The organism is Planktotalea sp. (assembly GCF_050633725.1).
Taxonomy (GTDB): Bacteria; Pseudomonadota; Alphaproteobacteria; order Rhodobacterales; family Rhodobacteraceae; genus Planktotalea.
In genome coordinates this window covers 171066-197129 of the sequence record NZ_JBOEHB010000003.1, presented here as the reverse complement: position 1 = coordinate 197129, position 26064 = coordinate 171066, and the positions used below count along the sequence as shown (strand labels likewise).

The 26064-nt window shown below is 53.4% G+C and carries 21 protein-coding genes and 1 riboswitch; of the genes, 4 read left to right on the top strand and 17 right to left on the bottom strand.

What is annotated here, in order from left to right; all coding sequences use genetic code 11:
• Positions 1-5 precede the first annotated feature (5 nt).
• The 12 genes from ACRBCU_RS04560 to ACRBCU_RS04505 form a co-directional block, all read right to left on the bottom strand.
• Positions 6-893: a hypothetical protein gene (locus tag ACRBCU_RS04560; RefSeq protein WP_431364183.1), complete on the bottom strand. Its 888-nt coding sequence runs from the start codon at positions 891-893 to the stop codon at positions 6-8.
• Positions 894-1339: 446 nt separating this feature from the next.
• Positions 1340-2152, bottom strand: coding sequence for a glutathione S-transferase family protein (locus ACRBCU_RS04555; protein ID WP_431364182.1), 813 nt, complete (start codon positions 2150-2152; stop codon positions 1340-1342).
• 13 nt (positions 2153-2165) lie between these two features.
• The gene (locus ACRBCU_RS04550) at positions 2166-3104 is read right to left on the bottom strand and encodes a 3-keto-5-aminohexanoate cleavage protein (RefSeq protein ID WP_431364181.1); all 939 of its coding nucleotides are present in this window, start codon (positions 3102-3104) and stop codon (positions 2166-2168) included.
• 3 nt (positions 3105-3107) lie between these two features.
• The gene (locus ACRBCU_RS04545; RefSeq protein WP_431364180.1) at positions 3108-4136 is read right to left on the bottom strand and encodes a branched-chain amino acid ABC transporter permease; all 1029 of its coding nucleotides are present in this window, start codon (positions 4134-4136) and stop codon (positions 3108-3110) included.
• Positions 4133-4996 carry a branched-chain amino acid ABC transporter permease gene (locus tag ACRBCU_RS04540; protein WP_431364179.1) on the bottom strand — a complete coding sequence of 288 codons (864 nt, stop codon included), beginning with the start codon at positions 4994-4996 and terminating at the stop codon, positions 4133-4135. The genes ACRBCU_RS04545 and ACRBCU_RS04540 overlap by 4 nt, the downstream gene beginning before the upstream one ends.
• 1 nt (position 4997) lies before the next feature.
• A complete protein-coding gene (locus tag ACRBCU_RS04535) occupies positions 4998-5705 on the bottom strand; it encodes an ABC transporter ATP-binding protein (protein WP_431364178.1) in 708 nt (235 codons plus the stop codon).
• A complete protein-coding gene (locus ACRBCU_RS04530) occupies positions 5698-6426 on the bottom strand; it encodes an ABC transporter ATP-binding protein (protein WP_431364177.1) in 729 nt (242 codons plus the stop codon). The genes ACRBCU_RS04535 and ACRBCU_RS04530 overlap by 8 nt, the downstream gene beginning before the upstream one ends.
• 64 nt (positions 6427-6490) lie before the next feature.
• Positions 6491-7765 carry an ABC transporter substrate-binding protein gene (locus tag ACRBCU_RS04525; RefSeq protein WP_431364176.1) on the bottom strand — a complete coding sequence of 425 codons (1275 nt, stop codon included), beginning with the start codon at positions 7763-7765 and terminating at the stop codon, positions 6491-6493.
• 39 nt (positions 7766-7804) lie between these two features.
• Complete coding sequence (locus ACRBCU_RS04520; RefSeq protein WP_431364175.1) at positions 7805-8740, bottom strand: 3-hydroxyacyl-CoA dehydrogenase family protein; 936 nt, start codon at positions 8738-8740, stop codon at positions 7805-7807.
• The gene (locus ACRBCU_RS04515; RefSeq protein WP_431364174.1) at positions 8737-9525 is read right to left on the bottom strand and encodes an SDR family NAD(P)-dependent oxidoreductase; all 789 of its coding nucleotides are present in this window, start codon (positions 9523-9525) and stop codon (positions 8737-8739) included. The genes ACRBCU_RS04520 and ACRBCU_RS04515 overlap by 4 nt, the downstream gene beginning before the upstream one ends.
• Positions 9526-9534: 9 nt before the next feature.
• Positions 9535-9879 (bottom strand): cupin domain-containing protein, encoded by a 345-nt coding sequence (locus ACRBCU_RS04510; RefSeq protein ID WP_431364173.1) that lies wholly within the window; start codon positions 9877-9879, stop codon positions 9535-9537.
• A 66-nt stretch (positions 9880-9945) separates the two neighbouring features.
• Complete coding sequence (locus ACRBCU_RS04505) at positions 9946-10782, bottom strand: cyclase family protein (RefSeq protein WP_431364172.1); 837 nt, start codon at positions 10780-10782, stop codon at positions 9946-9948.
• A 217-nt stretch (positions 10783-10999) separates the two neighbouring features.
• Between ACRBCU_RS04505 and ACRBCU_RS04500 the strand changes: the two genes are divergently transcribed.
• Complete coding sequence (locus ACRBCU_RS04500; protein WP_431364171.1) at positions 11000-11758, top strand: IclR family transcriptional regulator; 759 nt, start codon at positions 11000-11002, stop codon at positions 11756-11758.
• A 113-nt stretch (positions 11759-11871) separates the two neighbouring features.
• Here ACRBCU_RS04500 and tagD read toward each other — a convergent pair whose 3' ends face one another.
• Positions 11872-12270 (bottom strand): glycerol-3-phosphate cytidylyltransferase, encoded by a 399-nt coding sequence (gene tagD / locus ACRBCU_RS04495; protein WP_431364170.1) that lies wholly within the window; start codon positions 12268-12270, stop codon positions 11872-11874.
• A gap of 96 nt (positions 12271-12366) precedes the next feature.
• The gene (locus tag ACRBCU_RS04490; protein ID WP_431364169.1) at positions 12367-13338 is read right to left on the bottom strand and encodes an NAD(P)H-dependent glycerol-3-phosphate dehydrogenase; all 972 of its coding nucleotides are present in this window, start codon (positions 13336-13338) and stop codon (positions 12367-12369) included.
• A gap of 891 nt (positions 13339-14229) precedes the next feature.
• Between ACRBCU_RS04490 and ACRBCU_RS04485 the strand changes: the two genes are divergently transcribed.
• The gene (locus ACRBCU_RS04485) at positions 14230-18855 is read left to right on the top strand and encodes a CDP-glycerol glycerophosphotransferase family protein (protein WP_431364168.1); all 4626 of its coding nucleotides are present in this window, start codon (positions 14230-14232) and stop codon (positions 18853-18855) included.
• A 194-nt stretch (positions 18856-19049) separates the two neighbouring features.
• Positions 19050-20489: an aldehyde dehydrogenase family protein gene (locus ACRBCU_RS04480; RefSeq protein WP_431364167.1), complete on the top strand. Its 1440-nt coding sequence runs from the start codon at positions 19050-19052 to the stop codon at positions 20487-20489.
• Positions 20490-20595: 106 nt separating this feature from the next.
• Here ACRBCU_RS04480 and gcvP read toward each other — a convergent pair whose 3' ends face one another.
• From gcvP to gcvT, 3 genes are read right to left on the bottom strand one after another with little or no spacing between them, the layout of a single operon-like run.
• Positions 20596-23439: an aminomethyl-transferring glycine dehydrogenase gene (gene gcvP, locus ACRBCU_RS04475; protein ID WP_431364166.1), complete on the bottom strand. Its 2844-nt coding sequence runs from the start codon at positions 23437-23439 to the stop codon at positions 20596-20598.
• A 15-nt stretch (positions 23440-23454) separates the two neighbouring features.
• Positions 23455-23814, bottom strand: coding sequence for a glycine cleavage system protein GcvH (gcvH, locus tag ACRBCU_RS04470; RefSeq protein WP_431364165.1), 360 nt, complete (start codon positions 23812-23814; stop codon positions 23455-23457).
• Positions 23815-23830: 16 nt separating this feature from the next.
• Positions 23831-24946: a glycine cleavage system aminomethyltransferase GcvT gene (gene gcvT / locus ACRBCU_RS04465; protein WP_431364164.1), complete on the bottom strand. Its 1116-nt coding sequence runs from the start codon at positions 24944-24946 to the stop codon at positions 23831-23833.
• Positions 24947-25101: 155 nt separating this feature from the next.
• Positions 25102-25188: riboswitch (glycine riboswitch) on the bottom strand.
• A gap of 198 nt (positions 25189-25386) precedes the next feature.
• Here gcvT and ACRBCU_RS04460 point away from each other — a divergent pair.
• Entirely contained in the window at positions 25387-26064 is a 678-nt protein-coding gene (locus ACRBCU_RS04460; protein WP_431364163.1) for a hypothetical protein, read from the top strand.

Sequence of the window (26064 nt, the reverse complement as noted above, 5' to 3'; positions counted from 1 at the left end):
ACCGATTAGTCAAATTTAAGTTCAACAAAATCCTCAACGCGTTCATTGATCACGCCAGAGTTTACCATAAACTCATGAATAGTTCCATTCTCACGCAGCAATCGAATTCCTTTGTTTAAGGCTGTCAAAAACTCCTCACCATTAGGGTGTGTTGAAGAGATCGTATAACTGCGACCATCCCCGAAAAGCATTTTGTAGTTTGGGATTGGGAGCAGTTTTAGCCCCTGCCCAGAATCCGTGAAGGAAAAATCTTCTTCAGCAGTAAAGGGTTGCATGATGACATCCGCACGCTTGTTAGCGACCATTACCATCAGATTGTTCCAGCCATCGGCTGTTACTTCGATCAGGTTTCGATCAGCAAGGACTTTGCGGTCGATCTCCCAATTTCTAGAGACACCAAAGCGAAGTTGTTTCAGTTCATCAGGGTCGTCCAGTTCAAGAATATCGCTCCTTGCTTCATGAGTGTACAACCCCACAAAAAACTCATCCGCGGCAAGTATTGGCTCGCTCAAGAGAATTCCATCCGCATTCGCCCGAGAGTCCGTCAAGAAACTCGCAACGCCGTGTGAAACTTGCTGGCTCAGCCTGATTTGCTCTAACGAGCGCGCGTGCGAGGTATCGCTGGCATAGGGGCTATACATGATCCGGCAATTGCACCCGCCCAAGACAGGTGCAATTTGGTGAATGAGTATTTCAGCAATATGCCGTGTTCGCGCGATTTTTGGCAGATCTGCGATATCAATATCCGCGATATCCTTCCCAGCCAGAGATCTTTTGTAGTCCTCGTAAATTGGCAAGTTTAAGAAGAGTTCATAGACCCGAAATTTGGAATCTCCTGCCGACAATTGGCTGCCCCAAACCGTCACCAAAATGAAAAATATTCTCTTTAACATCGCAAACACCTGTTACTTTGAGCCATATTAGCATTGGCTAAGAACGCGACTAGCCTCAGAAAACGGTGTCTCGCCTGCGCTCCAACACCGGAGCTAGTTTGCGTCCTGTCGTAAACCCCTTCAATCTGGCCCGAACCTTTGATCAGCAGAAATTTCTGCCAAAGCTTCTACTTTTATTTTAAAAACCGTGAGCGGCTCTGAGGTAAACCAACCGTTTCGGCGGTTCTTAAGTTGCAAAGAATTTGCATTTTTACGCAAATCCAAAGTTTTTGGCGCATTTTTAAAAGTTTTCTGATCAAAGCCAAAGCACTAACAAGCAATAGAAGCTGAAGCGAGCGCCCCTTTAGGCGATGCTCCCAACGTAGCTGATCCGCCTTGTTAAAAGGACGTTTTTGACTTTACTCAAGGGTAAATCCTACATCCTTTTTGACATGGTGTGCTGCGGGCTAAAGCGTGGTTAATCCACCGAACGCGCGCACATCTGTGCCTTCTTTCCGACGCTGATTTGTATAGGCCGCAAATGCGTTTTGCACAGCGCTTGGCTGCCAGTTCAAAAGCGCTTCGGCATAACAGGGGCGCTCTTTCACCCGCTCGAACCATGCGCCGAGGTAAGGCATCTGTTCAAATGGCCAACCCATCAATGCAAAACGATGCGCATTCGGGAGCCACGCAATGTCAGACAGCGAAAAGGCATCCCCAGACAAATAGGCCCGCCCGTCCGCCAAACGCGCTTCCAGAACCTGAAAACCAGCATCCGTGCGCCGCACAGCATGTTCGATGCGCGCGCGTTCGAAACCGGCTGCGAAATCAGTGTAGAATTGCTTTAGCCAAGCGTTCTTATGCGTCTGTTGAAACGCCTTCTGTTTTGCCTCGCTTGGAGGGGGGCCGCCTCGGAACAGGAACTCAAAGGTTAAAAGCTTCAAATCCAATTGCGCACCATCTGCCAAGGCCAACAGATCCGCATCCGCAGACGTTAGCGCCGCGGTGTCGCCTGCTAAATGTTTAATGATGTCAATTGATTCAACAAACAGTTCACCCTCATCAACCAGCGCAGGTACGAGACCTTTGGGATGAATGGCTTGATAGGCTTCGCTCGCGTGTTCCCCCTCTTCGAGATTGACCAAATGGCTTTCATAGTTGAGCCCACGTTCGGCCAAAACGAGGCGTACACGTTGCGAGCAACTGGACAACGGCGCATGCCACAGATGAAGCCCTTTCAGGCCAAGCAACTCCGCGTTTGAAGTATCAATCTGCGGCATGAAATACCCTGCCCTAAAAGTTCACCCGATCGCCGCCTTTGAGATCCAAAATCTCACGGGCTTCATCGGGCGTTGCGACTTCACATCCCAAATCTTCAACGATGCGACGGATTTTGGCGACCTGCTGCGCGTTGCTTTCAGCGAGCTTACCGCGCGAAATGAACAAGCTATCCTCAAGGCCGACGCGCACGTTGCCGCCCATCTGGCTCGCCGTGGTGCCAAGCGTCATCTGCGCTCCGCCTGCGCCAAGCACGGACCAACGGTAATCATCGCCGAACAGGCGGTCCGCTGTCTGTTTCATAAAGACAAGGTTCTCTATTTCAGGTCCGATACCACCTAGAATGCCAAAAATGAACTGAATGAACACAGGTGCTTTGAACAAGCCAATATCCATACAGAATTTCAGGTTATAAAGATGACCAACATCATAGCATTCGTGCTCGAACTTCACATCATGCGGCGCGAGGGTTTCTGCCGCCTCTTTGATGTCCTTAAATGTGTTACGAAAGATATTGCCGTCAGAATTGGCGACATAATCCTTTTCCCAATCAAACTTCCAATCGTCATCTTTGTAGCGCCCCGCGAGCGGGTGGAACGAGAAATTCATAGAGCCCATGTTCATTGAACACATCTCGGGCGAGAAGGTCTTGGCGGGGGTGATACGGTCCTGAATAGAAAGCGTAAGCGAGCCACCCGTCGAGATATTTACAACAGCATCTGTCGCTTGCTTGATGCGCGGCAGGAAGGGTGCAAAGTCGTCGATAGCCACAGACGGCGCACCTGTTTCATTGTCGCGCGCATGCAGGTGCAAGATCGACGCGCCTGCCTCGGCGGCCTCAAGTGCCTGCTGGGCGATGTCGTCATAGGTGTAAGGCAGCGCATCAGACATGGTCGGCGTGTGAATCGCGCCAGTAACAGCACAGGTGATGATGGTCTTTTGCTTCTTGGCCATGGGTCAGGCTCCTTTAGACGACTTGGTGTTTTTGACACGGAAACTGAGCGGGAAGAGTTCCAGATCATAGCGCGCGCGGATCAGCCCCCAAATTCCGTTGGGTGCTTTGAGCATAATGGCAATCGCAACTGCGCCGAGCACCATCAGATAAATCGTTCCCAAATCCGCCAGGGTTTCGCGCAGGGCGAAGAAGATCAGCGTGCCAAGGATCGGTCCTTCGATGGTGCCAATCCCGCCGATGACGACGATAAAGATAACAAAGGCGGTCCAGTCATTGACCGAAAACGCCGCATCGGGCGAGATGCGCAGCTTTTGCAAGAAGATCAGCGCGCCAACCATCGCTGTGAGCGCAGCGGTGACGATGTAGACTAGGAATTTGGTGCGCCAAATATCGATGCCTAGCGATCCAGCAGCCAGTTCATTGTCGCGAATAGCCGACAAGGCCAAGCCCTTGCGCGAGCGAAGGAAGAAGAAGACCGCCGCGATCACGATCACCGCTGAGGCCAACGCGAGCCAGTAGCTCAGGTGTTCCCGCCCCGAGCGCGAGGAGGACAGCGATTTCACAATGCCCACAGGCAGTGATGATCCCGATCCGCCCCCAAGCGCCGCGATTTGCGCAAAGGACAGGCGGAATACTTCGGCAATAACCCACGTGCCAATCGCAAAGTAGGCACCGCGCAAACGGAAGATCAGCAAAGCAACGGGGATCGATATGAGCGCGCCAAGCACACCTGCAAGCACAATCGCGCCAATCGGGTGCAGTCCGCCAAACATTGTCAGCGCAAAGAGCATATAGCCGCCAAAGCCCACATAGGCCTGTTGCCCGACCGAGACGAGCCCCGCATACCCCGCCATCAGGTTCCAAAGGCTTGCTAACGCGAGATACAAAAACAGCTCGCCCATCAAACGCATATCAGCGCGCCCTGCCCACCACGGGGCGGCGATCAGAACGATCAGAACCAAGGCAAGCAAGACCGAGGCGACTTTGGTCGCCGAAGAGGCGCGCGTTACGTGAAAATCTGACAGGTTCATCCGCTTATCCTCGGGAAAAGGCCCTGTGGGCGCACAGCTAGAATGACGAGAAAGGCGATATGCCCAGCCAGCAGCTGCCAGCCCGGATCAATCTTGGCACCCACGGTTTGCGCCACGCCCAAGATGACACCGCCCGCAAGCGTGCCCCACAGATTGCCCAGCCCGCCAATAATTACGGCTTCAAAGCCAAAGATCAGACGCCCGCCACCAATTGAGGGATCAAAGCTGGTGCGAATGCCAAGCATAATACCAGCGATAGCTGTCACTGCGAGCGCGAGCGCCATTGCGAGGCCAAAGATATGACGCCGATTCAACCCCATGAGCTGCGCGATTTCAGCGTTGTCAGAGGTGGCCCGAAAGGCCCGCCCAAGTGCGGTTTGATAAAAGGTCCATTGCAGCGCGGCGATCACTGCCACGGCGATTGCGAATGTCAGCAGTGGCAAAACACCGATAGACAAACCGCCCGCAGAAACGCTCGCGGTTTCTAGCGCGCCAGCATTCATCTTTTGTGGATCGGCCGAGTAGATTTCCAGCAATGCGTTCTGCAAGATCACCGACAAGCCAAACGTGACAAGCAGCGGTGGCAACAGATCACCGCCCAGCGTTTGGTTCAATATTCCGCGCTGCAAGACATACCCGATCAGCGCCATGCAGGGCACCACAACGAGAAGCGCAAGCAAAGGATGCAGGCCCAAAATCGCGGTCACGCTTAGGCCAAGATAGGCCCCGAGAATGATCAAATCACCATGTGCAATATTCACCAAACGCATCACGCCAAAGATCAGCGACAGCCCCGCTGCGAAAAGCGCATATAACCCGCCCAGCAACGTGCCTTGAACGACTGCATTCACCCATTCCATATTATTCGACTCCGAAATATGCGCGCGATATATCTTCGCGGGCGACCGTTGCGGATGGCCCGCTCAGAGAAACGCGGCCTTCTTGCAAACAATAAAAACGGCTGGACACCGACAGGGCTTTGGAGATGTCCTGCTCGACTATCAGCGCGCTCATGCCGCTGCCTATGATGCCCGGCAGGGCCTCATAGATGTCTTTGATGATAATCGGCGCAAGGCCGAGCGAAATCTCGTCAAACAGGATCAGATCAGGGTTCGCCATCAACGCGCGCCCGATCGCAACCATCTGTTGTTGCCCGCCAGACAGCGATGTTGATTGCTGATCCTTGCGCTCCTCTAGGATCGGGAACAGCTTGTAGATCGCCTCTAACGACCACGGACCCTTGCGGCCAATCTGCCCGCCGATAATCAGGTTTTCTTCAACCGACAAGGACGGGAATAACTGCCGCCCCTCCGGCACCAAGGCGATACCGCGGGTCGCTACCTCATCGGCGCGCAAAGCACCGATTGCTTCGCCGCTATATTTCACCATCTCAGGCGCGTTCTGGGTCAGACCCGAAATAGAGCGCAGCAAAGTTGTTTTGCCCGCGCCGTTGGCTCCGATGATTGCCAGAACTTCACCCTGTTCGATCTCCAGATCGATGCCAAAGAGCGCTTGAAAATCGCCATAAAAGGCATCCAGCGCCGATATGCTTAGAATAGGATCAGGCATCGGCTTCTATCCCCAGATAAATCTCTTGGACTTCGGGGCTTTGCATAATCGCGTGCGGCTCGCCTTCTGCGATCTTTTTCCCGAAATCAATGACGATCAGGCGATCCACAACCGCCAAAAGCGCGTGAACGACATGTTCGATCCAGATGATCGTAACGCCGCTCGCGTGAATGTCTTTAATCGTTTGAACCAGCGAGGTGCATTCCGCCTCTGTCAAGCCACCCGCAATTTCGTCCAGCATCAGCAATTTCGGCTTGGCACAGAGCGCGCGCGTCAGCTCAAGACGTTTACGCCCCAGCAGCGTCAGCCCCCCTGCCAACGTGTTGGCGCGATCCAGAAGTTCGGTTTGCTCAAGCACCTCTAGACAATGCTTATGCGCTTCAACCCCAGTTAGACCGCCAGCTTGCGTGGCCGCGATCATCGCGTTTTCAAAAACAGTCATGCCCGAGAACGGCTGCGGCACTTGAAAACTGCGCGCCATTCCTGCGCGGCAGCGTTTTGCCGCATTCATCTTGGTGACATCGCGCCCGTCAAAATGAACTTGCCCAGAGTCAGGACCAAGGGTTCCAGTGATCAGGTTAAACATCGATGTTTTACCTGCGCCGTTCGGGCCGATCACGCCAAGGGCTTCGCCGGCGTTGACGCTATAGCTTAGTTCATCTGCGACGCAGACCGCGCCGAAAGACTTCGACACGTGATCCAATTGTAGAAAAGCAGCCATGATGACCCCTTGGTTTCATCTGCATCAGCTGCGCCAATACAGGCGCAGCCGAGAGGTATTTAGATTAAGCCAGAAGCTTCAGCTCACCCGTGGTTGGGATGTTTGGCGCAGCAGAGTTTGCCACGATCTTGAGATCCAAAGCATCTCCGTCACGCTGCCACTGACCAGCAACAAGTGGCGTCTTGGTCACGTTATTGATCGGTCCATTCGCCCAGTTCACGTTGCCCGTGATCGTGTCGAGGTTGGTCGACGCAATGGCCGCTACGATCGCCGCTGGATCTTCGAGATCCTCAGCGCGTTTGATCACATCTGCAACGACTTCGAACAGCGCGTGTTTAAAGCCAATCGGCTGTGTCCAAGGGCGACCAGACGCGGCTGTGTATCCATCTGCAAGCTCTTTGGAGCTGGCACCCGTCAAGGACGAGCTGAACGGATGGTTCGGTGACCACCAAACTTCGGAGGACAGACCATCGCCGCGCTCACCAAGGCTCTCGATTACCGATGGGAACAGCAATGCTTTACCGATCGTTACGATCTTTGGGTTGAACCCTTGCTGCGCCGCTTGCGCCCAGAATGTCGCAAAGTCAGGTGCAATCATGTTGCCTGTCAGAATTTCACAATCAGCCGCTTTGAACGCTGCAATCTGGTTGCTGAAGTCATCTGAGAGTGGCTGATAGCGACCTGGATCAAGCAGATCATATCCCGCAGCCGCCAAAGGCTTTGGCAAGCCAAGCTCTGGATCGCCCCATGCATTGCCATCCGCATCATTCGGGAACAAGCCGCCGACCTTTTTCTCAACGCCAGCGCTGCCCCACATGTCAAGGAAGGCACCGATGACATCCTCAAGACCCCAGAAGAAGTGATAGGTGTTCTCAAAGCCCTGCCCCGGAACGCCATTACGACCAAAGAAATAAGGCTGCCACGGGCAATCTGTTGTGATGCACGGCACTTCGTTGACTTCGCATTGATCGGAAACAGGGTTCACCGTGTCGGGCGTAGACGCCGCGACCATAATGTCCACCTCGTCGCCGAGGATCAGATCGGCCGCAACTTCGGCGGCGCGGTTCGGGTTGGACTGGCTGTCTTTGGAAATGATTTCAACAGTATAGGATTTACCGTTGTTCTCGAGCCCTGCGGAAAAGGCTTTGCCAATCGCGTCGAGCACATAATCATCCGCTTCTGCAAAACCTGCAAGCGGGCCTGTGCGCGGCGACACATGTCCGATGCGGATCACAGGATTGGCCGCATAGGCCCGTGTGCTGGTCAAAATCGCAGGCGCTGCGAGGCCAGCTGCACTCGCCGTCAGAAACGTACGCCGTGTCCATGGTGTTTTCGTCATCTTAGTCTTCCTCCCAAATTCGATCTTTTCGATCGTTCCTTATTCGCCCTTCTCAGGCAGAATCCCCTCAAGTCGCGTCAGATGTTGCGCAACACGTGCGCGTGTCTGATTGGCTTCTTCTGGGGTCCATTTTCGAAATCCCTCGCCAGATTTCATACCCAGCCGTCCCTCCTCGACGAGCTGTTTAAGATAAGGCGAAGGCCCTTTTCGGCTCTCTAGGTCAAAGAGCACATTCTCGTGGATATCCAGACTTAGGTCCGTCCCCACCAGATCCGCGTTCTCAAGCGGACCAAGCACAGCAAGGCGGCGGCCAAAACTCGCTTTGATCACCGTATCAACAGCCTCTGCATCGCAAATACCGTTTTCCACGAGGCTGATTGCCTCGCGCCAAAGCGCATGTTGCAAACGGTTCCCGATAAAGCCCGGCACATCCTTGTTCACGCGCACAGGGGTTTTCCCCGCATCCGCAAGAAGCGCCATCATGTCATCGGCGACGGCTGCGTCGGTCCATTCAGTGCTGACCACTTCGACAAGCGGGATCATATGGGGCGGGTTCCACCAATGGGTTCCCACCGCGCGCCCTTTCAGGCGCAGTTTGCTCATGATCTTGGTGATCGGCATGACAGAGGTGTTGGACGCCAAGATACACGTCTCTGGTGCATGCTCTTCGATTTCAGCGAAAATGCTTTGCTTCAGCTCCATCTTTTCTGGAGCTGCCTCAAAGACAACCTCGGCTGTTTTGACGGCATCGGCGGTGGTCTCACAGACGGTGACCCGCTCAACGATGCTAGGGATATTATCTTGGCTTACGCCCATTGCGGTGAGGCTGTCAGCGATCCGCTGCAACACGCTAGCGCGCGCCTCCTCAAAGGGGTCGGTAATGCTGACGCGATGTCCTGCCCGCGCGAGCGTGAGAGCAATGCCATGCCCCATAAGACCCGCACCGATAACGGCGATATGACGCTGCGCGCTCATCCTGCTGTGTATCCGCCGTCGGCATATAGTATATGCCCTGTGTAGAAATCAGACGCTTTGGACGACAGGAATAACAAGGGCCCAGCAAGATCTTCGGGTTCACCCAAACGTCCGACTGGCACTCGTGCAAGAAAGCCTGCGCGCACCGCGTTGGCCTTTTCATTGTCCTCAAACATCCAAGCCGTCAAAGGGGATCGAAAGACTGTGGGCGCAATCGCATTCACTGTGATGCCTGTCGCGCCGAGCTCGCAGCCAAGCGCTTTGGTCAGACCATCAGTCGCCGCTTTGGACGCGCAATAGGCAGTATAGCCCGCAGGATGCCCCAAAAGTCCGCGCGCAGAGCTAACAAGAACGATCTTGCCGCCATGCCCTTGGGCTTTCATTTGACCTGCCGCTGCGCGCGAGATCAGCCATGTTTGCGTAACATTGGCGTCCATAACGTCGGTAAACGTCTTGGGGTCCATATCATTGATCAGCGCCACTTTGTTCATGCCAGAGGCAACAACAAGAATGTCGAGCTTGCCATAGGCTTCAACCGCTTGTGATACCAAGCTGGCGCAGGTTTCTTCATCTGTCGGGCGCGTATTGATCGCAGTAACATCTGCGCCAATCTCACGGCACTCGGTTGCGATCTCATCCAGCGCGCTTTGATTGCCCGCGACCAGAACCAGCTTGGCCCCCGCCCCTGCAAGAATGCGTGCGGCGACCATGCCAAAGGCACCTGACGCACCGGTGATCAGGGCGACATTGCCCTTAACGTCAAACATCGAAAGTGGGTTTTGCATCGCGCTCACCTATGCTTCGGGTGGATAAGGGATGACGACCAGCATCTTTGCGGTGTCATTGCTGCGGTTCTCGATCTTGCGAACTTCGCCAGCGGGAATTGTGCAGCTGTCGTATTTGCCAAGCGTGGTTTCAACGCCGTCAACGATCACCGTCATCTCGCCCTCGAGCATGACATAGACCTTCTCGAAGGGCGTTGAATCCGGGCCAGCGCCGCCACCGGGAAGAAATTGACTAAAGCCAACCCATTGATTGGTTGGACCACCTTCTTCGAAGCCTTGCAGCCGCAGGCCGTGGCATTCGAAATGATTGGGCGCAACATAGGGCTGCGCGTCCTGAAAACGCTTGAGATGCATAATTCTCCTCCCCAGAAGGTCTGCATAAATCGCGCCGCCCATGCGATACGGGCGGCGCTTTGATCTTTAGAAGTCTTCGCCAGCCTCGATACGGTAGGCTTGCTTCTTGTCTGTGATTGCCACGAGACGGATGATGCAGCCGTCGCCGCGATCCCAGTTCCATGGGAAGAAGGCGAATGTCACACGTTTGCCAGTGACCGCATCCAGATCGCCGCCAACGTTTTCGATGCCCAAGATGCCCGCGTTAAAGAGCGTGTTGTGAACTGGCTCCCACTCTGGGAAATCGACTTCCCAAGGCACGCCGCCAGACCACTCAAGATACTCTGCCTCAAGGTGCGGCATGATCGGGCCGTTGCGCTGTGGGCCAATCGCTGTTGCAAGCGGGTGATCGTTGGCTTGGGTGTCGTGACCGACAACCTTAACGCCCTTTTCAACCATCCAGTCCGCTGCGGACTGAACAAGACCGGGGCAATACGCAAAGTAATCGCCATCTTCGTACTGCTTGTGCCAACCTGTGTTGATGATCAGAACGTCGCCCTTGCGGATCGCGTGACCGCAGGCCTTTTCCAGATCTTCGCCCGTAATCTTTTCCCATTTCTTCTTGGGGATAGACACAACGAGACCAGAACCAAAGAAATGCGGCAGCGGCACTTCGTCAATGAACGGCGTGCCTTGAACCACATGCGCAGGCGCGTCGATGTGCGTTGTCACGTGCATTGTTGTTGTGATTGTCTGGCTCAAAACGCCAGATTTGGCCATGTAGTGCTTACGCTTGATGTCGACATCGTCAAAGTATGGCCAGTTCGGGCACTGATACCCAAAACGGTGGCTGAGGTTGACGAATTCAAGCCCCATGTCGTTGTCATCATTTGCCTGAAACTCAATTCCGCGAATTTCTACCATCAGGTCCATCTCCCTTTTTGTGGCGATTGCCACACCCGAAAATTTCGATTTATCAGGATGGTTCCTCCCAACCCTGTCCCGCAAAACGGTACACATGCACCACATATCGGTCAACATTTTTCTCACAATGCGATGCAGTGTACCGCATTGTGGTTTTTACCTTGACTCTCCTGCAATTTCCGCATGTTACATAGAGACCAGCAACAAAGGCGCGATGATGAAGACTGACGAAATTGAAAACGGTCGATCGGGGATTCAGGTCATTGAACGCGCCGCAGCGATTCTGCGCGCCCTCAAAGAAGACCCCAGCGGGATGAGCCTTGGGCAAATCGCATCAACGGTCGGACTACCTCGTTCAACCGTGCAACGCATTGTCGCCGCGCTGCAAAAAGAACGCTTTGTAATTGCCCAAGCTGGTGGCGGCGGCCTTCGTCTTGGGCCAGAACTTGGCGCGCTCGCCGAAGCCACGCGCTACAACATTGTCGAGCAATGCCGCATTCTTTTGTCAGAGCTTACTCAAGCAACTGGCGAAACTGCGGATCTGTCGGTGTTGCGCGGCGATACAATGGTCTTTCTCGATCAGGTTCCCGGCACCCATCGACTTCGCGCGATTTCATCTGTGGGTGAAGTTTTCCCACTTACAACAACTGCCAATGGCCGCGCGAGTTTGGCGCTTCTGCCCCGCCCAAAGGCAATAGAGTTGGCAAAAGCCGAATGGGCGCGTCAAAACACTGAACCATACATCGCCCGTTTGGAGCGTATCCTTGATGACATCACCGAAAGCGGCATTGCTTATGACGACGATGAACACACGGACGGGATTAGCGCGATCGGCTTTGCCTTTGGAGATATGCTTGGCGCTGTTCATGCGATTTCAGTGCCAGTCCCAACCGCGCGCTTTGCGCGGCAAAAGGCCAATATCGAGAATGCGCTAAGAACGACAAAAGCCAATGTCATTCGAATGATGGTGTCTTGATCTGCGAGCGCGTTCGCAAGGCGTGAAAGAGCAAGGCACGAAGAACTCATACAGAAAAGGCCCTGCCAGTCACCTAGCAGAGCCTTGAATAGTCCGATATCAAAGGAAAGGCGTTAAGCTTTCTCTTTGTTCTTCATCGTATTGCGAATCTGTGTGCTTGAGATCGACGGTGTACGCTCAAGATAAACGACTTCGCAGTGCTCTTTCAGGAAGTCAAAATCGCCCTTCCAATCGTCGCCCATCACGAATGTATCAATGTCAAAGAGCTGAACGTCTTTAACCTTTTGATCCCAGCTGTTCTCTGGAATCACGAGATCAACATATCGGATCGCTTCGAGATCATACTTTCGCTCTGCGAAAGAAAACTCGGCGCTCTTGCCTTTGGTTGCGTTGAATTCGTCCGTAGACAAAGCAACGACAAGAAAGTCGCCCTCGGCTTTGGCGCGGCGCAACAAGCGAATGTGGCCATGGTGTAAAGTATCAAATGTACCGTATGTGATAACGCGCTTCATGAAAATTCTCTTCTTTAGCTCTTAGTTATAAGGTGTTTAGCGTGACATGTCATATAACGCCACTCTTGATCGCGGGGCGCGGTGTTTAAGCGCGCTTCAAAACTCATTTCGCAATGGTCGTGTCATCAAATCTTGGATAACTGCCTCCAAAGTAACATCCCCTTTGATCAACGCCGAAACGGTTCGCGTGATCGGCAGCTCAATGTCGCTCACAGATTCGCAAATCGCATGAGCTGTCATGATGCCTTCAACCACCGCGTCACGGTCGGTTTCGGTTTCCCCGCCAAGGTCGATCCCGTAGGCGTAATTTCGCGATTTCGTAGAGGTGCAGGTCAACACCAGATCACCAAATCCTGCGAGACCGTAAAGTGATTGTGTCTTTGCACCACGGGCGGCGGCCAGTGTCACAATCTCAGCAAAGCCGCGCGTCATCAAAGCCGAGCGCGCGCTCTCACCAAGGCCAGCGCCGATACTCACACCAGCAGCAATCGCTACAACGTTTTTCAACGCGCCGCCCAGCTGCGCCCCGACGGGATCATCACTCGCATAAAGACGCAGGACCGAATTTGACAACGATGCCTGAAGCGCTGTTGTCTTTTCCTCCCCCATGTCGCTGGCAAGGGTCAGCGCCGTTGGCTTGCCGCGGCCAATATCAACGGCAAAGCTGGGGCCCGTCAAAACGGCGCAATCTGCATCTTCAATAATGTCGCGCACGACTTGCGTCGGTAGAAAACCTGTTCCGCGCTCTATCCCCTTGCAGCATAGAACCAGCGTTTTCCCTTTTAAAACAGATGCGTGCTCCTCAAGAAACCCACGCAGGGATTGGGTCGGAACCGCCAAAAGCAAGACCGGTGCGCTCGCGGCGCGCTCTATATCTGCACAGACCTCAAGGGTTTCAGGGAATGGCACATCTGGCAATCGAGCAGCGTTGACGCCGCCGCGTTTCATTGCTTCCATCTTGGCGGAGTCACGGCCCCAAAGCCCTATCTTTCGCCCAAAACGCGCTTGAGATATCGCAAGCGACGTGCCAAATGCCCCCGCTCCAAATACACTACAATCAAAATTCATTGTCTTTTCGCTTATCATTTTGCCCTAGGGCACCAAAATTTCGTCTTCCAAAAACCAATAACAGCAACAACCTAACACTCGTTCTTCGCATACTGCACCGCAGCAGGATCCAAAACCACAATCTTTGAACAAGGCACCATCCTTCTGAGGGGCCTCGCTTGGTTCAAATGCCTTGGCAAAAGGACCGAACCTCGGGGCTTGAAAGTTCCGCCTTGAAAGGGTGCTTTGATCGTTACTCACATGCAGCTTTGGCAGGCTATTTTGTAAACCGTTGAAAACGCTGCTCAAAGCGTTTTGATCAAAAAGCTTGCATTTGACAAGCATGCAGACCCCGCTTGCACCTTTGTTTGACGGTAATTTAACAGAGTGAGGTCATGGGGAATATGCACTCATGGGGCTAAAATTTGATTTTATGTCAACACCTTAAATCTGTTTTGAAGACTACTTCGCTTTCGGCGGATTGTCGCGCGGCGCTTTGGGCAAGAGCGCTCAAAAATTAGGCAGAAAGCCGCATTAGGCAAAGGTGTTCTCCAAGAAAGTGGCCTCTACGACCACGACCTTACAAGATATTTCGCCGCCTTCGGGCGCATCCAATCTCGCCTTGCAACGGCAAAACACACTGCAAAACCCTTGTTTTCGCAAGGGATCGTAAAGAGGATTGCCCAAAGCCGCAAAGCAACCTCATTTTGATGGTCCTAAACCTGCCTCCGATCCGCACCTACAGCCAATCGCCAAGGCACGTTCTGAAAACTTGCGGTTCGAATTATTAACGGTATGATAGATGCTTGGACACCATCCGATTATCAGACCAAGTTGCATACGCCGAAAAACATTGTTGGCGCACCTGCGCCCATTCGACAGATCGAACTAGAAAAAAAGTAGACCTAATACATGCGTAAAATTTTATTCGCACCAACTGAATTCACCGCTAAAGACGACTTAAGCGAGCAGATTTCTTCGCAAGTAATGGCCCAGATTGACGAAGCCCTCGTCTTTGGCGACGCAGATATGGCCGATATGGATAGCCCCGATCCACTGCTGGTCTCGATGACGCTAAAAGACTCTTCAGATGTGTTTTTGAACTTTGATTTGTCGGATCGCCGTGCATTGATTCAAAAGGACTATGATGGCGTTCCACTTGCTTCTTATTTCAAGCATTTGCTTGTCCCGGGCCGCTGGTCGCGCAACGCACTGTTAAGCGATTCCGAGACAGCCTTGCAACCTGATCAAGTCTTCATCACAGGATCGCCGCGCATTGATTTCCTGCGTGATCTCGCCGCAAAGCGCCCGTCGCCAGAAGGGCCGCTAAAAGTTCTGTTCTGCCCGTTGCATTCAAACTGGTTTGACGCAGACGGCCAAGTTATGAGCTGCGATGAAGAGTTTTCACCGCTTCTGCCGATGCTCGAAGATCTGTGCACGGTCACTAAGGTTGTCGATCAACGCAATTTGCCCGGTAAAAAGCCAGTTACTCAAGAGCTACTGGACGCAGACGTCATCATCACGGACTATACGTCCGTAATGTTTGAAGCATGGGCGCTCGGGAAACCGGTGATTTTCCCGCGCTGGATCGCTGGAAATCGTGTGGTTATAAAAGCCGCGAAAACGGCTGAAGCCCATGTATATCGGGAAAAAATCGGGCATCATCCCACGAGCTTGGTTGAGATGCGCGCTCTTTTAGAGCAAGGCCGCGAACTTGGGCTTGGTGAAGGCGTTGACGCCTTCATGGACGAATATCTTTATAACTATGACCCGAGCAAAAACGCGGCTCAAACCACCGCGCAAACGCTTGAGTTCATTGCTGATGAACGAAACGAAGCGCGCAAGGGAACGCTTGTTTTCCAAGCCAACAATGCCGCCAATGAAGGCGATCATGAAGCCGCGATAGAATACTATAAAGAGGCGATAGACATCGCCCCATTTGACCCTACCCTTCTGGATGGTTTGGCAAAGTCGGCACATTCCCTGCGTCAGTTCCCGCTTGAAATAGAAGCTTTGCAGCGCGCCGCAGCGTTCGAGAAATTCAATGCTCGGATGTATTGGCGTTTGGGAACAGCACAAAAATCGATGCGCCAACATTGCGCAGCGGCAGAGTCCTACAAAGCCGCCATCGCGCTGAACGACAAAGTCTCCTATAAATGGTACTATCAACTTGGCTATGTGCTCGAAAATCCGGGCCATGACGGTGAGCCGGATATCCCTGCCGCAAAAGCCGCCTACGAAGTTGCTTCCTCTCTGGCAAAGCAGCAAAAAGTTTCGAATAATACCGTTGGTGATCTACATATCCTCGCAGGTCATTGGCTCGAAGCCCAAACCGCTTTCGAACAATACATCCAAGAGGACCCCTTCCACCCGCGATACCATTATTGCCGAGGGCGGACCTATGATCGCACCTATCAATGGGCAAAAGCAGAAGAATGCTATCGCACCGCACTTGCGCTAAAGCCTAAATCGCCCGACTGGCACTACCAGCTGGGGTTCGTACTGGAGCGCCAAGGCAAGTTCGAAGAAGCCGCCGAAGCTTATCTTCATGCCGCGCCTCAAAATGCCAAGAAGGGCAAAGACTGGTACTACAGAGCGGGCTACGTTCTTGAAAAACTAGGTAAATTCAAAGAAGCGTGCAGTGCCTACCTTAAGTCCACGACCTTTGAGCTGGATCTAGCCGAGATTGCCGATCCTTATACTGAACAGTTCGCAGAACGACGCTCTGCGTTGTTTGAGAAATGGCTGAAAAAGAACCCTAGCTCGTCCGAGGTTTGGCAAAAGTTTAGCCAAGCGTTAGAGCAAGACGGTGATTTGGCAGGCGCGTCGAAAGCGCACCGCAAGTTCATGTTGCACAGCAGCTCAATGAACGCGAACGACGAAAAGCTCCAAATCCGTCTTGATGCCCCCATTCGGCAAAAGCAATTCTTTGAAGATCGCCTTGCCATTGATTGCCGTTATGCCGCTGAGTGGTTGAAATATAGCGATCTGCTTGAGAACTTTGGCGATTTGGACGGGGCCAGCGAGGCCGTTAAGCAAGCTATTTGGCGCACAAACGAGCATGATCCAAAGCTGTTTAACCGACGCGGTTGGCTTCTTGCTCGCCTCGGAAAATTTGAAGAAAGCTGCGAGTCTTTCCGCCACAGTCACTTGTTACAGCGCGCGCATGGCACAAGCTATGGTGGGCGGTTCAGAACCGATCTGAACCTGCAAGCTGTTGCAATATATAGAGAGTTTTTTGACGAACTACCGATCATCAAAAACACGATCCTTTATGAAAGCTTTGGTGGTCAAGGTTTCTCGGACAACCCGCTTGCAATGTTTGAGCAGGCGCGCCGCGATCCGCGATTTGAAGGATGGACCCACATTTGGGTCGTCGACGATCTGGAAAAAGTTCCCGCCGCGTTGCACGGCGAAAAGGACGTGTTCTTCGTCGAAAAAGAAACCACGCTTTACATGCGCTATTTGTGCACGACCGAGTATTTGATCAACAACGCCACGTTCCCGTTTTACTATGTGCGAAAAGAGGGTCAGAAGTACCTGAATACGTGGCACGGCACACCGCTCAAAACACTGGGTTACGACATTGAGGCGACTCCGCTTCAACGCGCAAACACTGCGCGTAACCTCATTCAATCCTCGCTCTTTATTGCACCGAACAAGCACACAGAAAGCGTAATGATTGACCGTTACGGCGTGCGCAATCTGTTCACGGGCCGTTCGATGTTGTCGGGCTATCCTCGCATTGACATGATGATCAATGCGACCAAGGACGACAAAGAGCTGTTGTTCGAGCAGCTCGAGCTTGATCCAAGCAAGCCAGTCGTTCTTTTTGCACCAACATATCGCGGACATTGGGCGACACCCGAACTTGAATCCGAAGAGTTGGCGCGCCTTGTCAGCCAAATGAAGAGCGATGACTACAATCTCGTCTTCCGCGGCCATTATTTTGCGCAGAACACCATTTTGGAAATGGGCCTGCCCGTCACGATTGCCCCGCACGAGATTGATACATGCAAGCTTCTCTCAATCGTCGATGTGCTAGTGTCAGATTATTCATCCATCTTCTACGACTTCTTGATCACTGGGAAACCTGTGATCCACTACGTCTACGATTGGGACTATTATGTCGAAACGCGCGGCGTCTATTTCGAAAAATCCGCGCTGCCGGGCGTAATTTGTGAAGACAAACCTGCGTTGCTGCAAGCCCTCAAGGATTGCATTGCCGAGCCTGACAAACATATCAGCGCCGCTTATAACGCCGCGAAAGAAGCGTTTTGCGTTGTCGAAGATGGCAAGGCAAGCGAGCGCGTCATCGAAGCCCTCTTCTTTGAAGAGCCGGTTATCGTGCCGCCTGAACTGTCCGAGTTCAAAGGCCATTTGCTGTTCCATTGTGGCGAGTTGGCCCACACCGCAACGACGATTTCTGCACAAAACCTGCTACGGGCGACCAAAGAGGCTGGTTACAAAAACACCATGCTGGTGGATCGCCGTATGATCATCGACCATGCAGATCGCACTGAGATCGCACAAGGCATGTTGGATGACACGGATGTGATCATTCGATTTGGCCGCGCCTGTCTTTCCCTCGAAGAAGCTTGGGTAAATGACAAGTTCAACAGCACAGCAGGCTATGCCAGCGACGCAATGGAAGCCGTGCATATCGGCGCAATGAAACACGAGGCGCGCCGTCTGATGGGCCATGCCTCCTTTGATGCAGCGATCGAATTTGACGGAACCCGCGCCTTCTGGGCCAACCTACTTTCGGCGGCAAACGCAAAGCACCATGTTATTTGCCTAAACGATAATTTGAAGGAGCAAACGGAAACCAAGTTTCCACATATGGCGAACCTTCAAAAGCCGATCGAAAAGTACGACACGATCCTGAGCCCGACCGACGCTCTTACCGAGATTCACAAGAAGCAACTTGAGTTGATCCCGGGCGATAGGTTCAAAACACTGGGCAGCGTCATCGATGTAACCTCCCTCGTGAGCCGTGCCGCGGACCTGCCAGATGATCCTGCGTTCAAAGCTTTCCAGGACGATACGCGCCTTAAATTGATCAGCCTTGAAAACCTCTGGCCTGAACGTGAATTCGCCTGCATCTTGGATGCGGTAAAAGCACTGGACGACAAAGGGACAGAGATTTCTTTGTATGTTCTGGGCCAAGGACCAAGCCATTTGGCGCTGAAATATGATATCGCTGAGCGCAACTTAAAACACTGCGTCCACTTTATCGGCTGGCAGGACAATCCCTTCCCGTACCTGTCCAACGCAGATTGCGCAGTGTCGACGTCGGGCCGTCAGCAAGTCGCCCTTGAGGCCGCTGCGCTAGGCACGCCTTGCATCGCAATTGGCGAGAACGATGAAGTGTCGCGCAAGATGTCTAAATACGTCTCGCAGCAGGTCATTGCGGATGCGGCCAAGCTGGCAGCGGCAATCAAGAAGCATTCAGGTTCGGATGCCAAGCCCATCAGCCTTGACGCGCAAAAACACAATGATCACGTCGTGAAGACCTTAGGTGACATTCTAACCTAAACCATTGAAAACAAAATTTAAAAAGGCATTCGCTCAACCATGAGCGGGTGCCTTTTTTCGGATTCTTTGCCTTCAACTCCGAGGAGTGCACGAGACGACGTTCGGTCAAATTGAACCTCAGCCATACGTTTTTTCTTGCACATGCGCGTTTTCAGATGAATGTAGACTGAAATCTGATCAAAAAGGCCGATCCAATGGACAACGCACGCAATTTCTATATCAACGGCAAATGGACCGCTCCTTTGGACGGGCGCGATTTTGATGTCATCAACCCATCTACGGAAGAAGTCGCTACGACAATTTCTTTGGGTGGCGCGGCTGATACAGATGCAGCTGTTGCAGCAGCAAAAGCAGCTTTCCCGATTTGGAGCGCATCCTCCAAAGCCGAACGCCTTGAATTGATGGAAACCATTTTGGACGTCTATATGCGTCGCTCGGATGAAATGGGTGCCACAATCAGCGAAGAAATGGGTGCGCCGATTGATATGTCAAAAGTGCAGCAGTCCGGCACAGGCTCGTTCCACTTGAAAGCCTTCATTCAATCTCTGAAAGAATTTGAATTTGAAGGCCCGCTACGCGCCGGCGAAGAAGACACACATATCATCCATGAGCCAATCGGCGTTTGCGCACTGATCACACCTTGGAACTGGCCAATGAACCAGATCACCCTAAAGGTGATCCCTGCCCTCGCAACAGGCTGTACAATGGTTTTGAAACCATCCGAGCAATCCCCATTGTCCGGTATCCTCTTTAGCGAAATCATGCATGAGGCAGGCGCACCCGCTGGCGTTTACAACATGGTAAATGGCGACGGTGTTGGCGTGGGTAGTCAGCTGTCCTCGCATAAAGACGTCGATATGGTTAGCTTTACCGGCTCGACCCGTGCAGGTCGTGCGATCACGATTGCTGCCGCTGACACAATCAAGCGCGTTAGCCTTGAGTTGGGCGGCAAAGGCGCGAACCTTGTGTTTGCTGACGCCGACCCAAAAGCAGTCAAGCAGGGCATTATCCGCTGCATGAACAACACTGGCCAGTCTTGCAACGCGCCAACACGTATGTTGGTTGAACGGTCCCGCTATGACGAAGCAGTTGAGCAAGCGAAAGCCGCAGCAGAAGCCACAACCGTGAACTCTGCCTCCGAAGAAGGGCGTCACATTGGCCCACTCGTTTCAGAAATGCAGTTCAACAAGGTTCAGGACTTGATCCAGAAGGGCATCGATGAGGGCGCAAAGCTCATTGCTGGGGGCGTTGGTCGCCCCGACGGTCTAAACCGTGGTTTCTATACGCGTCCGACTGTTTTTGCAGATTGCAACAACGACATGACCGTGATGCGCGAAGAGATCTTTGGACCAGTTTTGGCAATGATGCCATTTGATACCGAAGAAGAAGCCATCGCAATCGCCAATGACACTGATTACGGCCTCACCAACTACGTTCAAACATCCGATCCCGAACGCGCGCGCCGCGTTGCGCGTCAGCTGCGCTCTGGCATGGTTGATATGAACGGCAAAGGCCGCGGTGCTGGCTCGCCCTTTGGCGGAATGAAGCAATCCGGAAACGGCCGTGAAGGCGGTAAATGGGGGCTGGATGAGTTCCTCGAAGTGAAGGCAATCGGCGGCTGGCCTGTCGAGTAAGCCTAGCAAAAACTTAAACAAAAAGCGGCACCGTGAAATTCACGGTGCCGCTTTTCTTTTGAGGTCCGTTGAGGACAATGCTGTAAGATCGTAGTCGCGAAACACTTTACTCCGCAGCTAACGCATAGTCTTCCATAGGCGGGCATGTGCAGCTTAGGTTGCGATCGCCCCAGACGTTGTCGACGCGGTTCACGGGCGGCCAATATTTGTCCACACGGAACGCACCGGGAGGGAAGCACCCTGTCTCGCGCGAGTAAGGACGATCCCAGTCTTTCACTAAGTCTTCCATCGTGTGCGGCGCGTTCTTGAGCGGGTTGTTTTCGCCATCAATTTCGCCCGCTTCGATCTGTGCAATCTCAGCGCGGATCGCGAGCATGGCATCGCAGAAGCGATCAAGCTCGGCCTTGGTCTCGGATTCAGTCGGTTCAATCATCAGCGTGCCAGCCACGGGCCAGCTCATCGTGGGGGCGTGGAAACCGCAATCCATCAGGCGTTTGGCGATATCATCCACTGTCACATGCGCACTTTCCGCGAAGGGGCGCGTGTCGATGATGCACTCATGGGCAACGCGGCCTGTTGGACCTTTGTAAAGCACGTCAAACGCGCCTTCCAAACGTTTCGCCAGATAGTTGGCGTTCAGGATCGCAACGCGCGTGGCTTGGGTGAGGCCATCGCCGCCCATCATCAGGCAATAGGCCCATGAGATCGGAAGCAGCGAGGGCGATCCAAAGGGAGCGGCAGAAACCGCACCTTCGCCGCCATTAGGATCACCGGGTAGATGCTCAATGAGGTGGGATTTCACACCAATCGGCCCCATGCCGGGTCCGCCGCCACCATGCGGGATGCAGAACGTCTTATGCAGGTTGAGGTGGCTCACATCACCGCCAAGATCACCGGGGCGTGACAAGCCGACCATGGCGTTCATGTTGGCGCCGTCGATATAGACCTGACCGCCAGCGTCGTGGGTGATCTTGCACACATCAATCACCGTCTCTTCGAACACACCATGCGTGGATGGATATGTGATCATGCAGGCCGCAAGGTTATCCGCGTGCTCGGTGGCCTTGGCACGGAAATCATCGAGATCAATATCGCCGTTTTCAGCGGACAAGACAGGAACCACTTTCCAGCCCACCATCTGAGCTGAGGCAGGGTTCGTGCCATGCGCGCTCATCGGGATCAGGCAAATATCGCGATGCCCCTGCCCGCTCGCGCGGTGATAGCTGGCAATGCTCAAGAGGCCCGCATATTCGCCCTGCGCGCCCGAATTGGGCTGCATGGAGATCGCATCATACCCTGTCACATCGCAAAGCTTAGCGGAAAGATCATCGATCATTTCGATATAGCCAGCTGCCTGATCCTTGGGGATAAACGGGTGCAACAGGGAAAACTCATCCCAGCTCACGGGCATCATTTCAGCGGCAGAGTTCAGCTTCATCGTGCAAGAGCCAAGCGGGATCATTGCGCGATCGAGCGCAAGATCGCGATCCGCAAGGCGACGCATATAGCGCATCATTTCCGTCTCTGCGCGGTTCATGTGGAACACGGGGTGCGTCAGGAAATCGGAGGTGCGGATCAGCTTTTCGGGCATGTGGTAATGCGGTGTGTAATCCTTGTCTTCTTGCTCAATGCCAAAGGCGCGCCAGACAGCTTCAATCGTGGCTGGGCGCGTGCGCTCATCCAAGGTGATGCCAATTTGTGTTTTACCGACGGGGCGTAGATTAATCCCCTCGCGCACCGCCGCCTGCATGACGCCGCGCTGCAAGAGGCCGACCTCAACGGTGATCGTGTCAAAATACGCCGCAGGTCGCACCTCAAAGCCTGCCATTTTCAGCCCTTCGGCCAAACGCGCCGTCTTGCGATGGATACGCTGCGCAATCGCGCGCAGGCCCTCGGGGCCATGGAAAACTGCGTAAAAACCAGCCATGACAGCAAGCAGCGCTTGGGCAGTACAGACATTCGAGGTCGCTTTTTCGCGGCGAATGTGTTGCTCACGGGTTTGCAAGGACAGGCGGTAAGCGCGGTTGCCGTGGCTATCAATCGACACGCCAACAATACGGCCCGGCATATTGCGCGCATAGGCTTTCTTGGTCGCCATATATGCGGCATGCGGGCCACCATAACCAACAGGAACACCAAAGCGCTGGGTCGATCCGACGGCGATATCAGCCCCCATCGCGCCCGGCTCTTTGAGCAATGTCAGCGCAAGCGGATCGGCCGTCATGACCGCGACAGCTTTGGACGCATGCAGCTTGGCAATATCATCGCTGAAATCGCGCAAGTGACCATGGGTGCCGGGATACTGGAATATCGCGCCGAACACGGCATCGGCATCCATATCCTCAGGCGCACCGATGATGATCTCGATGCCCAAAGGTGCGGCGCGGGTTTTCATCACAGCGATGTTCTGCGGATGACAGTTTTCATCCACGAAAAAGGCTTTCGCTTTTGACTTGGACACACGCTGCGCCATGGTCATCGCTTCCGCGCAGGCCGTTGCCTCATCCAGCAATGAGGCGTTGGCAATTTCCAAACCCGTTAGATCGCTCACCATTGTCTGGAAGTTCAAGAGCGCTTCAAGGCGGCCTTGCGAAATCTCGGGTTGATAAGGCGTATAGGCCGTATACCACGCGGGATTTTCAAAGATGTTGCGCTGGATCGCGGGCGGCGTAACCGTGCCGTGATAGCCCTGCCCGATGAGCGAGGTCAGGACTTTGTTTTTGCCCGCAACTTTCTTCATGTGATAGAGCAATTCGCGCTCGGACTTTGGTTTGCCAAAGTCCAAGGCAGCCGTTTGGCGAATTGCTTGTGGCAAGGTATCATCGATCAAGGCGTTCAGATCTTTCGCCCCCACAACGTCCAACATTTGCTCCATTTCGCTAGGCGAAGGACCGATGTGACGTCGGTTCGCAAAATCATAAGGCAGATAGTCGGTGGGGGTGAAAGTCATGTGTCGCTCTCCCGTTTAAGCGATGAATTTTTTGTAGGCAGCTTCGGTCATATATTCGTCCATTTGAGACGCATCAGACGCTTCGATTTTGACGAACCAACCCGCGCCAATCGCATCCTCATTCGCAAGCGCTGGATTTTCCGCAAGCGCTTCGTTCACTTCAATGATTTCGCCGTCGATGGGTGCCAGAATATCTGAAGCCGCTTTGACAGATTCGATCACTACGATCTCTTCGTCTTTGGTGACTGTCGTGCCGACTTCTGGAAGTTCGACAAAAACGATATCGCCCAATTGCTCGGTAGCATGCTCTGTGATGCCGATGACAACACCGTCATCTTCTACGCGTAGCCATTCGTGCTCTTCTGTGAATTTCATGTGATTTCTCCGTAAGTTATCGTTTAAAGTTCGCGGGAACGAATGGCAGCTTTGTTATCGTGAGCGGCAAACGTTTGCCACGCAATTCGCCATAAACTGTTGTCCCCACTGCGCTATGCTTTGCGAGGATCAATCCCATCGCGACAGGGCCGCCAACAGTTGGACCAAATCCGCCCGAAGTTATCGCCCCGATTGGATCGCCGCCTACCTCTGCCGCAAAAAGCTCAACCCCTTCGCGCATTGGTGCGCGCCCTTCTGGCAGAAGCCCGACGCGTTTGCGCGCGGCACCGTTTTCGAAGTGGTCAAAGAGTGTCGCGGCTCCCGGAAAACCGCCTGCGCGCGCACCCTCTTTGCGCCGAACTTTTTGGACCGCCCAATTCAGCGCGGCTTCGATCGGCGATGTTGTATCGTCAATATCATGCCCATAGAGGCATAGTCCGCCTTCAAGGCGTAGGGAATCGCGCGCTCCAAGGCCAATCGCCTCAACGTCGTCATGGGCGAGCAAGGCTTCGGCCAAGGCAACGGCATGTTCATTCAGCACTGAAATCTCGTAGCCATCCTCGCCCGTGTAGCCAGAGCGGGAAACCCAACACTCGGACCCATTCAGCTCCATAGTCGCAACGTCCATAAAGCGCATCTCTGCTGCCTTGGGGTTGAGCGTGCTCAAAACCGCCTCCGACGCGGGGCCTTGCAGCGCCAAAAGCGCACGATCTGTAACCGGCTCAACCGTTACATTTGGCTCTAAGTGGCTCTTCATGTGAGCAATATCAGCGGCTTTGCAGGCTGCATTCACTACCACGAAAATATGATCGCCGCGATTGGCAAGCATCAGATCATCCATGATCCCACCTTGCGCATTGGTGAACATGCCATAGCGCTGGCGGTTTTCCTCCAGCCCGATGATGTCGACAGGAATTAGCGTTTCCAACGCGGCGGCCGCACCCTGCCCGATTACTTTGACTTGCCCCATGTGGCTCACATCAAAAAAACCGGCTTTTTCACGGGTCTGCACATGTTCTTTCATCACACCAAGCGGATATTGAACCGGCATCGAATAACCAGCGAAAGGAACCATCTTGGCTCCAAGGTTCACGTGCAAATCGTGCAATGGGGTCTCGAGTAAATCTGACATCAACGGCCCTTTTCAATCTTTGGCCGAATACCTTGGATAGGAACGGCACCACATTAACGCGCAATTTTGCTGCGCGCGTGATGCCCCCTCTGTCTTTTTGCCTGAGATCGCTATCCCTTCGGCGGACGCACGACGCGCCTCTCTCCAGAGTTTTTGTATCTGCATCGGTCCTTTGGGCCTGAGAGTTTCCGGGGCGGTTGCTCCTTCGGCACCAGCGCTGCTGGTTCTCCCGATACTGATGCCTCAGATGTGCGAAAACTCGGCGCGCTTGTCAACACACTATCGACCAGCCCCCACTGTCATCCTCTCCAACGGCGCAAAACACAAACTGTCGGGAAAACAATTTTCTTGTGCGGTGCGATCTTTCCTGACAACGCTAGGTGATATTTCCGTTCTAAGGGGCGATTCTAGCACGACTTTATTCAAAGCAAGGTTCATGTATGTGGGTTGAAACCCTAACAGGTTTTATTTTTTCGACAGGCACAATCGTTCTGGCCGCCGCTGCAATGCAGACAGTGGGTTACGTGTTTTCCAGTCAAATTACTTTGCGCATCTTTTTGCTTTTAGGAACGTTGCTTTATCTCATTTACTACTTCGTAGCCGCAGAGGATCCGCTTTGGCCTGCCATTTTCGGCACAATCTGCATTGGTGCGACGTCGGTCTACGGCCTTGGGCGCGCGCTGGCCAATCGCTCGAAATGGACCATCACAAAAGATCAGTTGCCAATCTTCGAAGCCATGAGTGAAATTGAACCCGGTGCATTTCGAAAGCTAATGAAGGACGCGCACATCAAAACATTTGATGCGCCAACGCTCATGACCGAGCATGGGAAAGTCCCTGAACATGTCTTTTATACGCTCGACGGCGCTGTCGATGTGCTCAAAAGCAATATGACTTTTTCAATTGAACGCTTTAATTTCATTGGTGAAATTTCAATCATTGGTGGCTTCGGTGCGACCGCGACGGTGCATAGCCGCGCGCAGACCAAAGTTGTGATGTGGGATCGCGCAAAATTGCTTGCGAAAATGCAAAGGGACGAACGTTTTCGCATCGCGGTTGAGGCGTTATTTTCTAAAGACATGGCCACCAAGCTGGCACAAGCCGCGAAGATAAGTTGA

Coding starts and splice junctions, on each gene's coding strand:
- ACRBCU_RS04505 (WP_431364172.1), bottom strand. CDS start 10,782: ATGGTAGAAATTCGCGGAATTGAGTTTCAGGCAAATGATGACAACGAC.
- ACRBCU_RS04510 (WP_431364173.1), bottom strand. CDS start 9,879: ATGCATCTCAAGCGTTTTCAGGACGCGCAGCCCTATGTTGCGCCCAAT.
- gcvH (WP_431364165.1), bottom strand. CDS start 23,814: ATGAAATTCACAGAAGAGCACGAATGGCTACGCGTAGAAGATGACGGT.
- ACRBCU_RS04460 (WP_431364163.1), top strand. CDS start 25,387: ATGTGGGTTGAAACCCTAACAGGTTTTATTTTTTCGACAGGCACAATC.
- tagD (WP_431364170.1), bottom strand. CDS start 12,270: ATGAAGCGCGTTATCACATACGGTACATTTGATACTTTACACCATGGC.
- ACRBCU_RS04525 (WP_431364176.1), bottom strand. CDS start 7,765: ATGACGAAAACACCATGGACACGGCGTACGTTTCTGACGGCGAGTGCA.
- gcvT (WP_431364164.1), bottom strand. CDS start 24,946: ATGTCAGATTTACTCGAGACCCCATTGCACGATTTGCACGTGAACCTT.
- gcvP (WP_431364166.1), bottom strand. CDS start 23,439: ATGACTTTCACCCCCACCGACTATCTGCCTTATGATTTTGCGAACCGA.
- ACRBCU_RS04540 (WP_431364179.1), bottom strand. CDS start 4,996: ATGGAATGGGTGAATGCAGTCGTTCAAGGCACGTTGCTGGGCGGGTTA.
- ACRBCU_RS04520 (WP_431364175.1), bottom strand. CDS start 8,740: ATGAGCGCGCAGCGTCATATCGCCGTTATCGGTGCGGGTCTTATGGGG.
- ACRBCU_RS04485 (WP_431364168.1), top strand. CDS start 14,230: ATGCGTAAAATTTTATTCGCACCAACTGAATTCACCGCTAAAGACGAC.
- ACRBCU_RS04515 (WP_431364174.1), bottom strand. CDS start 9,525: ATGCAAAACCCACTTTCGATGTTTGACGTTAAGGGCAATGTCGCCCTG.
- ACRBCU_RS04560 (WP_431364183.1), bottom strand. CDS start 893: ATGTTAAAGAGAATATTTTTCATTTTGGTGACGGTTTGGGGCAGCCAA.
- ACRBCU_RS04545 (WP_431364180.1), bottom strand. CDS start 4,136: ATGAACCTGTCAGATTTTCACGTAACGCGCGCCTCTTCGGCGACCAAA.
- ACRBCU_RS04530 (WP_431364177.1), bottom strand. CDS start 6,426: ATGGCTGCTTTTCTACAATTGGATCACGTGTCGAAGTCTTTCGGCGCG.
- ACRBCU_RS04490 (WP_431364169.1), bottom strand. CDS start 13,338: ATGAATTTTGATTGTAGTGTATTTGGAGCGGGGGCATTTGGCACGTCG.
- ACRBCU_RS04535 (WP_431364178.1), bottom strand. CDS start 5,705: ATGCCTGATCCTATTCTAAGCATATCGGCGCTGGATGCCTTTTATGGC.
- ACRBCU_RS04500 (WP_431364171.1), top strand. CDS start 11,000: ATGAAGACTGACGAAATTGAAAACGGTCGATCGGGGATTCAGGTCATT.
- ACRBCU_RS04555 (WP_431364182.1), bottom strand. CDS start 2,152: ATGCCGCAGATTGATACTTCAAACGCGGAGTTGCTTGGCCTGAAAGGG.
- ACRBCU_RS04480 (WP_431364167.1), top strand. CDS start 19,050: ATGGACAACGCACGCAATTTCTATATCAACGGCAAATGGACCGCTCCT.
- ACRBCU_RS04550 (WP_431364181.1), bottom strand. CDS start 3,104: ATGGCCAAGAAGCAAAAGACCATCATCACCTGTGCTGTTACTGGCGCG.